This is a genomic window from Enterobacter cloacae complex sp. 342H5 (assembly GCF_050030905.1).
In the GTDB taxonomy this organism is placed as follows: Bacteria; Pseudomonadota; Gammaproteobacteria; order Enterobacterales; family Enterobacteriaceae; genus Enterobacter; species Enterobacter intestinihominis.
In genome coordinates this window covers 592,328-606,025 of record NZ_JBLGVB010000001.1, presented here as the reverse complement: position 1 = coordinate 606,025, position 13,698 = coordinate 592,328, and the positions used below count along the sequence as shown (strand labels likewise).

Sequence of the window (13,698 nt, the reverse complement as noted above, 5' to 3'; positions counted from 1 at the left end):
CCTTTAAACAGTAAAGGGGGCGTATTTCATTAGGGCAAAATGCGGGTTTCGCCCTTTCTGTTTGCAATATTGTCTGTTAATGTTCTTATCATGAATGAAATCATGCTTTGATTAATATTGGTTACAATATTAATTAATTGGATTCATATAATTTTCATGAATTGGTAGGCGTAATATGGCAATCATTATTCCCACGGTTAGCAGCTGTAGCGAGAAAATTACGGCAGGAGAAAAAAGACTGGCAAGGCTTCTGGAGGGTGGGCTCAGCGAACAATGTACCTGCTGGTATGATACCCGAATGGGAGACAAAGACGATCATCCTGATTTTGTGATTCTGGCCCCCGATAAAGGGCTGCTGTTTATAGAAGTGAAAGACTGGTATATCACAAAAATAAAATCGGCTAATAAAACCCATATTAATTATGAAACCAAAAACGGCATAGAGCCGTTGAAGAACCCACTCGAACAAGTTCGACAATATACCTTTCATATCATCAATAGCCTGAAAAAAGATCCCCTGCTTCGCCAGAAACAGGGAGAGCATGAGGGCGGTTTTATTATGCCGTATGGATACGGTGTTTATTTGAGCAACATCACTCGGGCACAGCTGGAAAAGAGTTTTACACCTGAGGAGTTGAATGAAATATTGCCCGCCAGCCAGGTGATATGCAAAGACGAACTCAACGAGTTTATGACTCGAGAACAAATCTCTGGCCGGCTCGAATCCCTTCTCAAACATCACTTTGTTCATAACACAACACCACAGCAGCTCGATCGCATCCGGTGGCATCTTTATCCCGATGTCCGCATTAACCCATCCGTTACGCGGGTTGACCTGGATAATTTTACTTTCCACACCCCTGATGTGGTATGCATGATGGACAGGAACCAGGAACAACTCGCCAGAAGTATGGGGGCGGGACACAGGGTAATTCATGGCGTGGCTGGTTCGGGCAAAACGCTCATTTTGCACCACCGATGTATTGAGCTTGCCAACAACATTGAAAACACCAAACCGATACTGGTGATTTGCTACAACATTACGCTGGCTAAAAAACTCAAAGCGCAGCTCGAACAGCATAGCCTCAGACTTCCCGTCGAAGTTATCCATTTCCACGCCTGGTGTTATCAGCAATTAAACGCGCATCGGCGTCTTCCCCTCAGGAGCAAAAACTTTATTGAGCTGATGGAAAATGCGCTGACGGTGGCATTTGAAGAGGGAGCAATCAAACCGGAGCAGTACAGCGCCGTTTTGATAGATGAAGGACACGATTTTAAACCGGAATGGCTAAGAATCCTCGCCAAAATGCCGGACAATAAAGATAGCTCCCTGCTGTTTCTGTACGATGACGCTCAGTCAATTTATCAGAAAAAGAAAGCTCTCGATTTTACCCTGTCCAGCGTCGATATAAAGGCTCAGGGCCGTACAACTATTTTGGATACCAATTATCGCAACACCCGGCAAATACTCCATTTTGCCAGCAGCGTAGCATTTAATTATCTCAATAATCACATAGAAGCTTCTCTCAAATACCAGCAGCCTGCCGCAGGTGGCCTGTCCGGGAAGTATCCCGCGCTGGCCAGCTTTGATAATCAGGACGAGGAGATTACGCGCGTCCTCGATTGGGTCACAGAGCAGCGACAGGAAGGTGTTGCGTGGTCAGAAATCGCCATACTGTGCCCCTCAACCTACAGCATTTCAGGCATGCTCGCGCCAAGGCTTGAAGCCCGCAAGATCCCATACCAGATGATTGTCTCCAGCGATGATAAAAAGCACTGGTCCCCGCAGAATGATTACCTCTGCGTCATGCCGCTGCCCAGCAGCAAGGGGCTTGAGTTTAATTCGGTCGCCATTATGGATGCGGCAAAGGAAAGGGACAGTGAAGATCTGAGTGACGATATCAAGCGCCTTTACGTCGGCATTACCCGCGCACGACAGAATCTTCTGGTGACAATGCACGGAACCGGAAGCCTGCGAGATCATCTGGTCGAGACCTGGGAAAAGAGCGTTAAGTCGATCTAACTATTCCGCGTTGAAAAGTATCTGCACCGAACAATCCCCTCTCCCCTGTGGGGAGAGGGCCAGGGTGAGGGGTAAAGCCCAATATTATTTCAACGCCTCCGGCAGCGTCACAATCCACAGCTCGCTGTCGGACTCCGGCTTCTTCAGCGGCTTGACGCTGAGGGTAGTTTCAACCGCTTTGTCATCCAGCGTCAGCTTGCCTTCCGCGTTCACCCGATAATCCTTGAGCTTCTTGCCCTCGGCCGGGTTGTGCATCGCCACCTTCACGCCAAAGTCATTATCGTTCGCCACCGCCAGCGTTTTGTCGTCAATCAGCGCCAGCCCTTCGGCCTTTTCCTGCTGCCAGCCCAGCGCACGCAGATCGACCACCTGCGTTTTTTCAGCAAGTGTAATGCCGCGCTGCGCCAGCGTTTTCTCATCGTCAAATTCCGGGTATTCGCCCGGCTTGTCGAAGGCGGCCAGATCGCTCGCCTTGCTCAGATCCACCCTGTAGATGAGGTTACGCATTACGTCGTTTTTATCTTCGCCCTGTTCAATCAGCAGGATAGTGTGGTTATCCAGCGCCACGATATCGCCGATTTTGGCGTCGCTGTTTTTGCTGTAGGCCGCGCTGTCGACAGGGTAGCCGTACATCGCGGTTTTTCCGGTCGCCGGATCGAAGCTGACCAGTCGAGTAAACAGCGCCTGCTTTTTGCTTTTCCCGTCGATATCCAACGTACTCTGGACAGGGGCGATAATACGTCCGTCCGGCATGCGGGTCAGGCCTTCAAATCCCCGGTTTGCCTGGCGCCATTTGATAACATTTGGCAGACCGCCCGCGATGGATTTCTCCCCTTCCGCCGCCTGTGGGCCGTGGATCGCGAGGATTTTCCCTTTACTGTCAATATTAATCAGGAACGGGCCATACTCATCGCACAGCCAGTAGCCGCCCTTCCCGTCCGGCGTGATGCCTTCCGTATCCAGCCCGCGGTTATCGCCTTTCAGCACTTTTAAGGTGTCGCTTAGCGCGATTTCATTGGTGGAACCAATCACGCCACTTTGCAGCGGCAGACCGTTGATTTCGCCTTTATCGTCATGCAAAGGACGCGCGTCCACGGCCTCCGCTTTACCGTTTTGCACGCGGATCGTCATTAGCAGCGGGGCGAAATCCGGGGTAACAAAGATTTTAGCGTCATTTTTCCCCATTTTTGGCGAATCCGCGTTAGGACCGCGATCGGTCACGGTCGTAAACGTCAAGGCATCGCCCTGCTTGCCCGTAAACAGCAGGCCAGAGCCAATCCCCACAGGCAGCCCGTTCGGAAACGCGCTGGCAAACGCACCGCTGTATTTGACATGCGAGCCTTCGGGAAAACTGACGACGTAACGCTCCGCGGTTGGCTGTGCCGCCAGGCCAGAGAAAGAGAGCGCACAACCAATTAGCACAGGAATGATTTTTCTTTTCATAGTGTTAGCACCCAGTAAGTGAAGCCAACAACGTAATGAAGAAACGTGTCAGAAAAATGACATGGTGAAAGCGGTTCGGCACGACGGGGCGTATAGCCACCTCCAGAAATGTAAACCTGTGTCTTTATCTGTGACAACTGAAACACTTTTGGAAATTATTAGAAACTCAATTAATTCATCCTGAACTAATTTTTCCGACCCGTTCAGCGTACGTTTAATGAGAATCCTGAACCCTTCCTAAACGCGAATGCATTACGTATTGACTCCTTGCCGGGTCAACATTCGAACAACATTTAAAATTCAAAAACCAAACAAAAACAGCATAAAAACGTGACAAGCATCGCATTTGCAGAGATAAACAGCTCTTGTTAAGGTGCCCTCAGATTAATTTGATGACGAGGAAAAACTCATGAAAAAGCTCAACGTTCTCCTTCTTTCCGCTCTGACTGCCGTATCGGGCTCCGCACTGGCCATGGGCGGCAGCATTGAGCAGGGTAAAAACTTTACCAACCTGAATGTGGAAATGGGGAAATCAACCTCCGGTCTGTACACCGAAGGTAGCTGGCTGAAAAACACAGATGACGGCACCACAACCGGTGGCGTAGGAGCAGGCTACAACTTTGAAGTCGGCCCGGTGATGCTGAACGCAGGCGCTAAGGCCCTCTACGTTGGCCCGAAAAAAGGCGATAACGGCGTGGCGTTCCCGGTCGGCGGCGGTGTGAACGTTGCCCTGACCGACAGCATCAGGGTATTCGGTGAAGGCTACGTTGCGCCAGACGGCCTGAACAACAGCGTGAAAAACTACGTTGAAGCGAATGGTGGCGTAAGCTGGACGCCAGTGAAGCCGGTGACGCTGAAGGTGGGTTATCGTCACGTGAGCGTTGATGGTAAAGACGGTCGTCCTAACCACACGCTGATTGACGGCGCATATGTTGGCGGTGGCGTGTCCTTCTAAGCCTGTTTGCCCGTTTCGCCCGGCGGCGCTACGCTTGCACGGGCCTACAATGAAGGGTGCAATTTATAAATATTATTGCACCTTGTAGGCCGGGTAAGCGCAGCGCCACACGGCAAAAAAGGCGATGAGACTATTAATAAAAAAACCTGCCGGATGGCAGGTTTTTTTATGTCCGACATTACTTGCGAACGACCACCAGCTTCTGGTTCACAAACTCTTTGATCCCCAGGTCCGACAGCTCGCGTCCGTAACCCGAACGTTTTACGCCGCCGAACGGCAGTTCTGCCGCCGTATCGGTGAGCCAGTTGATGTACACCATCCCGGTCTCAATACGCGATGCCATCTTCTTCGCGCGCTCAATATCCTGGCTGAACACCGCTCCGCCCAGGCCGTAGTGGGAGTCGTTCGCCAGCGCGACCGCCTCGTCGTCGTTTTTCACCACGTAAATCTGCGCTACCGGGCCAAAGAACTCTTCGAAGTACGCCGGGTTGTCGCGTGAGATGTTGGTCAGGATGGTCGGCTCAAAGAAGCTCCCGTCTCGCTGCACAGGTTTGCCGCCATAGTGCAGCGTAGCGCCGTTTTTCACCGCCTCGTTAACCTGTTTGGTCAACGTGTCGAGCGCGTCTTTAGAGGACAGCGGCCCCAGCGTGGTGCTTTCGTCCAGCGGATCGCCAATCCTCACCTGCTTAAATGCCTCGGTGAATTTGCTCAGGAAGGCATCGGCAATCTTTTCATGCAGGATAAAGCGCTTCGCCGCGGTACAGACCTGCCCGGCGTTGTTGAGCCGCGCGTTAACGCCGATCTTCACCGCTTTATCCAGGTCCGCATCGTCGAGCACCACGAATACGTCGTTACCGCCAAGCTCCAGCGTGGATTTCTTAATGTGCTTCGCCGCCTGGGCCGCTACCACGCTGCCCGCTTTTTCTGAACCGGTTAGCGCCGCGCCCTGTACGCGATCGTCAGCGATGATGTTCGCCACCTGATCGGACGAGATAAACAGGTTGGTCCACGCCCCTTCCGGCGCGCCCGCCTCACGCACCAGATGGGCGAAGGTTTCCGCACAGTGCGGCACAATGCTGGCGTGTTTAGCGATGACAGGGTTACCCGCCGCCAGGTTTGGCGCCAGAACGCGCATCAACTGATAGTATGGGAAGTTCCATGGTTCGACGGCCATCAGCACGCCGATGGGGTGATGTTCAACCCATGCTTCCCCGAGTTCAGAGTCATACTTCACCGGGGCCAGGAACTGCTTCGCGTTGTCCGCATAGTAGCGGGCGATTTGCGCGCACAGCTTCACCTCGCCGCGGCTCTGTTCGATGAGCTTACCCATCTCCTGGCTGGCGATTTTCGCCAGCTCCTCCACGCGTTCGTCGATCAGGTCCGCCAGCTTATGCAGTACCGGCAGGCGCTGGCTTATGTCGCCTTTCGCCCAGTCGGAGTGATAGAGCGCATCGGCTGCCTTCAGCGCCGCTTCAACATCTGCGTCAGTGTGGGAGGGATATTCTTTGATGAGCTGGTTAGTGGCAGGATTTACTGTCTGATAAGCCATATCGAATCTCCATGTTTTACCGCTTAGGGTATTAAGGGTAGTCAACATGACTGGCTATGGACGTAAAGTTGGGTATATCCGGAAGGTTCTGAGTAAAGCGATGCCATACCGTGGCTGGCGTGGTATAAAAAACCTTCATAAGGAGTTGCTATGACCGATACCCGCCACATCCGTCAGACCTTTCACCGCGCCTCGGGCCTTGAACTACGCAGCACGTGGCAGAGCATGCAGGCGTACAAACGCCATTGCCACCCTCAGCTCTCCATCGGCGCAATTGTGGAAGGCCAGACATGCTGCGTGTGTAATGGCAGAGAATACATCCTCCAGCCCGGGGACCTGATTGTGATCCCGGCTTATGTCCCACACAGCTGCAACCCTGTTGCCGGGCAGCCGCGTAGTTATCATATGCTTTATATCGATACGGACCTTCCCCTTGCGGTTCAGGTGATTCGCAACGCTACGCTGTTTATGTATCACCGGGAAGTTGTTGAGAGGATGTCCCCTGCGTCCGTGGACAGGCTGCTTGCTGCCCTTCCCCAATGCATGGATGAGGCAGAAAAGCCTGGATCAACCAGCCAGCAGGTTCAGCAGGCATTTCTTTCCAGTCTTTCCAGCCCGCCTTCCCTCGACGCACTTGCGCAACGATTCTCGCTGCGAAAGGAGACGCTGATCCGTACCTTCAAGAAGGACACGGGCCTGACGCCTGGCAGCTTCCTCAATATCTCCCGCGTAGAGTACGCCAAAGCGCGGCTGCGTGCCGGGGATGATATCGCCGATGTCGGCTACCAGAGCGGGTTTGCCGACCAGAGCCATTTTCATAAGACCTTTGTGCGCTACACCGCCGCCACACCGCGCCAGTACGCTACGGGCCGATCAATATCAGACAATAAATAGGTTCTGTGTTTTCGTAGTCTGGCCCCAGTTTTGCATTCTGAGGTCGCTATGGAACTGTTCTTCCCTTCCGCTTTTCTCGCCCTGGCGCTGGCGCATTTTGTTGCCCTGTTAAGCCCGGGCCCGGATTTTTTCCTGCTGATGGGCTACGCCGCCCGCTACCGACTGCGCGGCAGCGCCGGATTGTGCATTGGGATAGCGGCAGGAAACGGGCTTTACATTTTGCTGGTCATTATGGGATGGAGCGCGCTGCGTCAGTTCGCGTGGCTGTTCACGTTGATTGAATTATCCGGCGCACTGTATTTGCTCTGGATCGGCTCGCATCTTGTACGCAGCCGACCGCAGACGCTGGCGCTAAATGAAACACATGAGCGCTGCCCCTCGCTACGTAAGCAGATCCTGCTGGGGCTGGGTTCAGCGCTGTTGAATCCCAAAAACGCGTTGTTCTACCTGGCGCTAATGACGGCGTTACTCGGGCCGGACGTCACGCTGCTTCAGCAGGCGACCTGCGGCGTCTGGATGGTGATGGTAGTACTGGTATGGGATTTTGCGCTGGTGTCGCTGATGGGGTTACCGGCGGTTCAGCGAAAGCTCAGCCGTTCGCTCTGGCTGATAGAGCGCACGGCGGGGGTGGTATTGATGGGGTTTGGTGGGTGGGTGCTGTGGCGGTTTTTGCACTTTTCCCCCGTATCCCTCTATCCTTAACCCATGGAAAAACATACCGAACTCAAACGCGCCAAGCTTCTCGCGCTGTCGCTGCTGCTGATTGCCGCTGCGGCCTTTATCACTACCCTGTTCCTGCCGCAAACCTTCTGGGTACGCGGCGCAAAAGCTATTGCCGAGGCGGCGATGGTCGGCGCGCTGGCGGACTGGTTTGCCGTTGTCGCGCTGTTCCGCCGGGTGCCAATTCCCTTTATCTCGCGCCATACGGCGATTATCCCGCGCAATAAGGACCGCATCGGCGACAATCTTGGCCAGTTCGTGCAGGAAAAGTTTCTGGATACCCAGTCGCTGGTCGCATTAATTCGCCGCTACGAGCCGGCCCAGATGATTGGTGCCTGGTTCAGCAAGCCCGACAACGCCCAGCGCGTCGGGCTGCATCTGATGCAGGTGATGAGCGGTTTTCTTGAGCTAACTGACGACGGGCGCATTCAGCGCCTGCTCAAACGCGCGGTGCATAAGGCTATCGACAAGGTCGATTTAACCGAGACCAGCGCCGTCATGCTGGAAAGCATGACCAAAAACAACCGTCACCAGGTGCTGCTGGACGCCATCATCAACCGTCTGATAACCCTGATTCAGCGCGAGAGCACGCGGGAATTTATCTCTGACCAGATCGTCCACTGGCTGAAGACCGAGCATCCGCGCAAGGCGATGGTGCTGCCCACCGAGTGGCTGGGCGATCAGAGCGCAGAGATGGTGTCGAACGCGGTGAACACGCTGCTGGATGATATCAGCCACGACCGCACGCACCAGATCCGTCGGGCATTTGACCGCGCCACGCTGAAGTTTATCGACAACCTGAAAAACGACCCGGAGATGACGGCCAAAGCCGACAACATCAAGCACTATCTGAAGAATGATGAAGCATTTAACCGCTACCTGGGTGAAATGTGGGCTGACCTGCGCCAGTGGCTGAAAAATGACATGCAGAGCGACGATTCCCGCGTGAAGCAACGTATCGCCAACGCCGGGCTGTGGTTTGGTGAGACGCTGTCGAATGATGCCAGCCTGCGTGCGTCGCTGAACGAGCATCTGGAGCAGGCCGCGCACCGCGTCGCGCCGGATTTTGCTGCGTTCCTGACGCGTCATATCAGCGACACGGTGAAAAGCTGGGACGCCAAAGATATGTCACGCCAGATAGAACTCAATATCGGTAAAGATCTTCAGTTCATTCGCGTAAACGGTACCCTGGTAGGCGGAACGATTGGCCTGATCCTGTTTTTACTTTCTCAGTTGCCCGCTGTGCTGGGGCATTAATCCGCTTTTGGCGGCGCGATAACGTAGCGCGTCGCCTCGAAGCGGTTCAGGATCAGGTGCACCAGAAAGACCATCGTCAGCGTGACCACCAGCGCGAAGGTAACGGAGGTGATGCGGTACAGATCGCTGAACACCAGATCGCTGTCCGGATGCATGTTTTGCCCGAACATAATGCCGATGGTGGTAATGCTGGAAAATCCCACCCCGGCCCCGACCTTCTCCATCACGTGCAGGCGCGCGCCAAATGCCAGCCCGAGGCCGATCAGCGGCATCATCAGCAGCATATGGCTGCTGTGATCGTACAGAATAAGCTGAACGACGAGGATATAGAGACAGCCCAGCACCACGCCGACCACGCGCCAGATGGAGCTCATCACCGCGCCGCGGTAGTGCATCGGGAACAGGATCAGAATGCCCGCCATCAGCGCCGAGAGCGAATCGCTTAAGTCGCTCATCTGAAATACCACGAAAATCAGCGTCGCCACGGTGCCGGAGAGCAGCGACTCGTGGCGCACGCGGGCATCGTCTTTCTCTATCAGCGGCGGCGGCTTACGTGGCTCCACGTCCGGCAGCAGGTAATTCATCAGCGCGCTCAGACACACCGCCATCACGCTCGCTTCAATGTTGGAGAACAAAAGCGTGTGCCAGTTGGTGGTGGGGTAGCTCATAAAGTTGAGCATTACGCTCTGGCACACCACGCCCATCGAACCGAACAGAAACAGCGGCCCCTTGCTCATAAAGCGAAAGCGCATCACGTACAGGGCAAAGACCACCAGCGTCATAATGACCGGCCATTGCGACAGAAAGCCGATGATGATCACCATTTCGACGCAGTTGAGCGATGCGCTGAAGATAAACTGCTTCGCCACGTGGCGGTTAAACACCGGCACCAGCGACAGCAGCATGATCGGGTAGACCACAAAAAACACGCCGTAGCTGGTGTTATAGAAGCTCGAAATACTGAGCGCAATCATCCCGGCAAAGACAATGCGCAGGGTCTGGCGGAAGTCGTTTGCCGTGTAGACGATGTTGCCGTGCGGGGTAAATACCCGCGCCAGGGTGCTAATAGACATAGTGAAGCAGGCTCACCAGATGGATTTGCATCCCGGAGAAGAAGCGCGCAAAGGGCCCTTCGCTGTTGTAGAGCTGTACGGTGGCGCGCGCGCCGGTCGGCAGCGACTTCGGTAAGGCTTCGTCCAGCGCCACGTGAATGCGCATTCGCTGGGCATCGCGCACCCAGCGGTTAGAGGTTTCCGGTTCAGAAAGTTGACCGTTAACGGCTTCCTGACCGGCGAGGATCCCCGCGTCACTGCTGGTCACGTGGGCGCGGAAAACCCGTCCCGGAAAGGCGTCAAACACCACGGCGGCGTCGGTCCCCTGGTGGGTATGACGGAGGCTCTTCTCGCGGAAATCCGCCACAATATCCGTCTGCGTATTCACCAGCGCCAGCGCTGCCGAACCGGACGAGGCGTAAAAACCGGGGCTTAATTGCAGATTACTCACCGTGCCGTCCGCCTCGGCGTAGACCTTCGTCCAGCCAAGATTCAGCTCCGCTTCATCCAGCGCGTTACGGTATTTTTGCAGCGTCACGTTACGGTGTTCATTCCGCTCGCCGCGCTGAATGCGCAGGTTATGAATATTCGCCTGAATCGAGCTGACGGACTGCTCGCTGCTCTGCCAGGTAGTGCGGACCTTATCCAGATCCGCCTGCGACACGTTCTGCAGGGTGCTCAGTTTCTGGTAGCGGTCGAAAGTCACTTTGTCGTTACGCGCGGTCAGCACGGCGGTCTTCAGGCTGGCCTGCGCGGCGGCGATCTGCGCGTCCAGTTGTTCGTTGGAAAGGCGAGCTTGCTCAAGCGCGATCTGCGCCGCTTCCACTTTATTGCGAAACGGGGTGTCGTCGAGCTCAAACAGCAGATCGCCTTTCTTCACCTGGCTATTGTTGTGGACATGGACCGCCGCCACATAGCCGGAGACACGGGCAGACACCGGCGTCACCACGCGCATCACGGTGGAATCCGGCGTCAGCGGGATCCAGATATCCGCGACGATAAAGTAGACAAACATCAGCAGGAAAGAGGCAATACTTACCCTTACCCAGCGGGCAAACTTTTGTTCAGGAGTCATTATTTTTCTGTCTTGTTATCTTCTTCGCGGATTGTCCGCAAATTGCAGGCGATTTGATTCAGGGTGGCGCTGAAAATGTCGAGATGTTCAGGCGCGATGTTTTGCGATACGCGCGTCTGAAGCGTCTCAATTACCTGGGTGAGCCTGTTAAGTACAGCTTTTCCCTCAGGCGTCAGCGTCAGAAGCCGGATGCGCTTGTCATACGGCGAGACGGTGCGCAGCAGGTAACCCTGTTTTTCCAGCTGTGTCAGGGTGCGCATTAGCGGCGGCAGTTCAATGCCCTGCACCTCCGCCAGCTCACTCACCGAGACGTTATCCCCGAGCTGATGCAGCTGCATCATCACCGTCCAGCTCGACTGGGTTAACCCGGTATCGAGAATGGCGTCGTCAATGACGGCACGCCACTGGCGCACGATCATCGCCATCCGCATGCCCATCGGCCTGCGGCTAAACAGTTCTTCTTCACTCATGGGGAAACCTCTCGTCACACGCGGTCACGATAATAGTTATCAGGGTAAGTATCAAGAAACGAGAAGTTAAAGCGCAGGAATTGCGAAATGAGATTCTCCCTCAGCCCTGTGGGAGAGGGCCAGAGTGAGGGCACAGCCCGCAGCGGAGTTTAGCGGCTAAAATGTCTGGAGATGGCGCCCTGTCCTGAAGCCGTCACAACCACCTCCCTGTACCCCGCCACCCGCTGGATCCACCCTTTGCTTTCCAGATAAAGAAGCAGCGCTGCGCCGGCTTCGCCTCCGAGATGAAACCGCCGCTCGCTCCAGTCCAGGCAGGCGCAGCACGCTTTTCGGCGCGGATGAGCGCTTAACGAAACGCCGAGCTTCAGAAACTGCTCCCGACCATACGGCGTGAGCGCTGAACCGTCTGCCTCCAGCCAGCCTGCTGCCTGCATGAAATCGTAGATCTGCACCGCCACCGCGCCCGCCAGATGGTCATAGCAGGTCCGCGCCTCCCGCATGGCTTTCGGCGCGGTAGTTTCCGGCGGGGTAATGCGGCTCCACGAAAGCCCCATCATCTGTTCCACCAGCGCCGCCACGTCGTGCCCGGCAAGACGATAATAACGATGCCGCCCTTGCGACAGGCAGGTAATTAACTGCCCTTCAACCAGCCGGGCGAGATGCCCGCTGGCGGTCGACGGCGCAACGTCTGCCGCCGCACTCAGTTCGGTGGCCGTCCACGCTCGCCCGTCCATTAGTGCACAGAGCATTTTCACGCGCGATGGATCGGCCATTGCAGCCGCTACAGCGGCAATGGCCTTTTCCAGCATCGCGCTGTTATCAGAGGGTAAGCTCGTCTTTAACATTCGTCGCCCAGGGTGTGGTGATCTCAGCGGCCAGCTTATCATCATCCGTCAGCAGAATAAGGTGATTCGCATGGTCGCTGTACTGAGTCAGGATAGACACGCCGCGTGCCGCCAGCGCGGCCGCTATCTCGCCCAGCTCGCCAGGACGCTCCTGCTTAAGCTTTCTGATCACCGGCTTTCGCAGCGCCTGCACGGTAAACCCGGCGTCGAGCAGCACACGGCGGGCTTTTTCCCCGTCCTCCACCAGGAAATGGGCATCCGTACCGAAAACGCCGCCCCCCTCCAGCCCCACGCCGTTGCGGCCTAACAGCTGTCCAAAGCGCGCCAGCTCGCCGGGCCTGTCGCTAAAAATCACGTGAACGTCATACATCCGCGTGCCCTCCCGTTTCGGAGCTGTACTCCCGCATCAGCTGCGCCACGCGAATACGGTAGAAAGAAAAAATCGACTCCCGGCCTTCGGCCTGCGCGGCCTGATGGAAGACATTCTGCTTCCAGCGGCGGACGGCCTCTTCATCCCGCCACCAGGAAAGGGACAGGATTTTGCCGTCGATGCTCAGGCTCTGAAAACGTTCAATATCAATAAAGCCGTCGATGTCCGCCAGCAAAGGCTTGAGTTCAGCGGCAAGCTGCAGATAGCGCGCCTGATGATGAGGCTCCGCTTTGGCTTCAAAAAGGACTGCGATCATGGGTGTCTCTCCGTTGTGAGGGTGTGGAGAGAATGCAGGAGGAAAAACCACAATGCTTCGGTATGGAGCGAAGTGTTTGCCGGATGGCGCTGCGCTTATCCGGCCTACGGGCTCATGTAGGCCCGGTAAGCGTAGCGCCACCGGGCAGGGTTTAACCCACCATCGACTTCGACTCCATAAACGCCCCAATCCCCCACTCGCCTGGATTACGGGCGCTGGTGGCGATGATCCGCGAGCGCAGAATTATTCCAGGTTAGCCTTCTTCAGACCGTAAGCCGCATCCAGCGCGCCCGGCTCCATGCGGGAGGTAATGCCCAGGCGGTTCCAGGCGTTGATCGCTACGATGGCGAAGTTCAGCTCTGAAATCTCGACATCCGAGAAGTGCTCCGCCACGCTGCGGTACAGCGCATCGCTCACGCCATGTACGCCAATCTGGGTCAGCGCTTCGGTGAAGGCCAGCGCCGCTTTTTCACGGGCGCTAAACAGCGGGGACTCGCGCCAGGCCGCCAGATGGTACAGGCGCAGCTCGCGCTCACCGGCGATTTTAGCCTCTTTCGAGTGCATATCCAGACAGAAGGTGCAGCCGTTCAGCTGCGATACGCGAATGTCGATAAGGTGCTTAAGCGCCGGGTCGATGGAGGTTTTCGCCACCTCCATGCTCAGGGCAGAAAGCGCGTTGGCAAGTGCAGGTGTGGCTTTGTGGTGGTTTACGCGGGTGCTCATTGTCTT

General features: G+C 55.6%; 14 protein-coding genes. 5 read left to right on the top strand and 9 right to left on the bottom strand.

Annotation, left to right across the window (positions count from 1 at the left end; genetic code table 11):
• Positions 1–175: 175 nt before the first annotated feature.
• Entirely contained in the window at positions 176–2,023 is a 1,848-nt protein-coding gene (locus tag ACQG03_RS02965) for a 3'-5' exonuclease (RefSeq protein WP_063163167.1), read from the top strand.
• A gap of 84 nt (positions 2,024–2,107) precedes the next feature.
• Here ACQG03_RS02965 and ACQG03_RS02960 read toward each other — a convergent pair whose 3' ends face one another.
• A complete protein-coding gene (locus tag ACQG03_RS02960; RefSeq protein WP_063163168.1) occupies positions 2,108–3,466 on the bottom strand; it encodes an esterase-like activity of phytase family protein in 1,359 nt (452 codons plus the stop codon).
• Positions 3,467–3,875: 409 nt separating this feature from the next.
• Here ACQG03_RS02960 and ACQG03_RS02955 point away from each other — a divergent pair, with 409 nt between their 5' ends.
• Complete coding sequence (locus ACQG03_RS02955; RefSeq protein WP_023299248.1) at positions 3,876–4,421, top strand: YfaZ family outer membrane protein; 546 nt, start codon at positions 3,876–3,878, stop codon at positions 4,419–4,421.
• A 178-nt stretch (positions 4,422–4,599) separates the two neighbouring features.
• Here ACQG03_RS02955 and ACQG03_RS02950 read toward each other — a convergent pair whose 3' ends face one another.
• A complete protein-coding gene (locus tag ACQG03_RS02950; RefSeq protein ID WP_063163169.1) occupies positions 4,600–5,970 on the bottom strand; it encodes an NAD-dependent succinate-semialdehyde dehydrogenase in 1,371 nt (456 codons plus the stop codon).
• A 150-nt stretch (positions 5,971–6,120) separates the two neighbouring features.
• Between ACQG03_RS02950 and ACQG03_RS02945 the strand changes: the two genes are divergently transcribed.
• Genes ACQG03_RS02945 through ACQG03_RS02935 form a run of 3 tightly spaced genes read left to right on the top strand, consistent with a single transcriptional unit; the run spans position 6,121 to position 8,841 of the window.
• Positions 6,121–6,864, top strand: coding sequence for a helix-turn-helix domain-containing protein (locus tag ACQG03_RS02945; protein ID WP_048965818.1), 744 nt, complete (start codon positions 6,121–6,123; stop codon positions 6,862–6,864).
• A 48-nt stretch (positions 6,865–6,912) separates the two neighbouring features.
• Entirely contained in the window at positions 6,913–7,566 is a 654-nt protein-coding gene (locus tag ACQG03_RS02940) for a LysE family translocator (protein WP_022646942.1), read from the top strand.
• Positions 7,567–7,569: 3 nt separating this feature from the next.
• Positions 7,570–8,841, top strand: a complete 1,272-nt coding sequence (locus ACQG03_RS02935) for a DUF445 domain-containing protein (protein ID WP_022646941.1) — start codon at positions 7,570–7,572, stop codon at positions 8,839–8,841.
• On the opposite strand, the gene ACQG03_RS02930 is transcribed toward ACQG03_RS02935, so the two are convergent.
• From ACQG03_RS02930 to ACQG03_RS02900, 7 genes are all read right to left on the bottom strand, one after another.
• The gene (locus ACQG03_RS02930) at positions 8,838–9,914 is read right to left on the bottom strand and encodes a DUF2955 domain-containing protein (RefSeq protein ID WP_022646940.1); all 1,077 of its coding nucleotides are present in this window, start codon (positions 9,912–9,914) and stop codon (positions 8,838–8,840) included. The two genes, ACQG03_RS02935 and ACQG03_RS02930, sit on opposite strands and share 4 nt — an antisense overlap.
• A complete protein-coding gene (locus ACQG03_RS02925; RefSeq protein WP_088581776.1) occupies positions 9,904–10,971 on the bottom strand; it encodes an HlyD family secretion protein in 1,068 nt (355 codons plus the stop codon). The genes ACQG03_RS02930 and ACQG03_RS02925 overlap by 11 nt, the downstream gene beginning before the upstream one ends.
• A complete protein-coding gene (locus ACQG03_RS02920) occupies positions 10,968–11,438 on the bottom strand; it encodes a MarR family winged helix-turn-helix transcriptional regulator (protein WP_022646938.1) in 471 nt (156 codons plus the stop codon). Before ACQG03_RS02920 ends, ACQG03_RS02925 begins: the two co-directional genes overlap by 4 nt.
• Before the next feature lie 149 nt (positions 11,439–11,587).
• Positions 11,588–12,283, bottom strand: a complete 696-nt coding sequence (locus ACQG03_RS02915) for an ArsR/SmtB family transcription factor (protein ID WP_032621437.1) — start codon at positions 12,281–12,283, stop codon at positions 11,588–11,590.
• Positions 12,258–12,653, bottom strand: a complete 396-nt coding sequence (locus tag ACQG03_RS02910) for a hypothetical protein (protein WP_063163170.1) — start codon at positions 12,651–12,653, stop codon at positions 12,258–12,260. Before ACQG03_RS02910 ends, ACQG03_RS02915 begins: the two co-directional genes overlap by 26 nt.
• The gene (locus tag ACQG03_RS02905) at positions 12,646–12,969 is read right to left on the bottom strand and encodes an antibiotic biosynthesis monooxygenase family protein (protein WP_063163171.1); all 324 of its coding nucleotides are present in this window, start codon (positions 12,967–12,969) and stop codon (positions 12,646–12,648) included. The genes ACQG03_RS02910 and ACQG03_RS02905 overlap by 8 nt, the downstream gene beginning before the upstream one ends.
• 243 nt (positions 12,970–13,212) lie before the next feature.
• Entirely contained in the window at positions 13,213–13,692 is a 480-nt protein-coding gene (locus ACQG03_RS02900) for a carboxymuconolactone decarboxylase family protein (protein ID WP_023299241.1), read from the bottom strand.
• Positions 13,693–13,698: the final 6 nt, after the last annotated feature.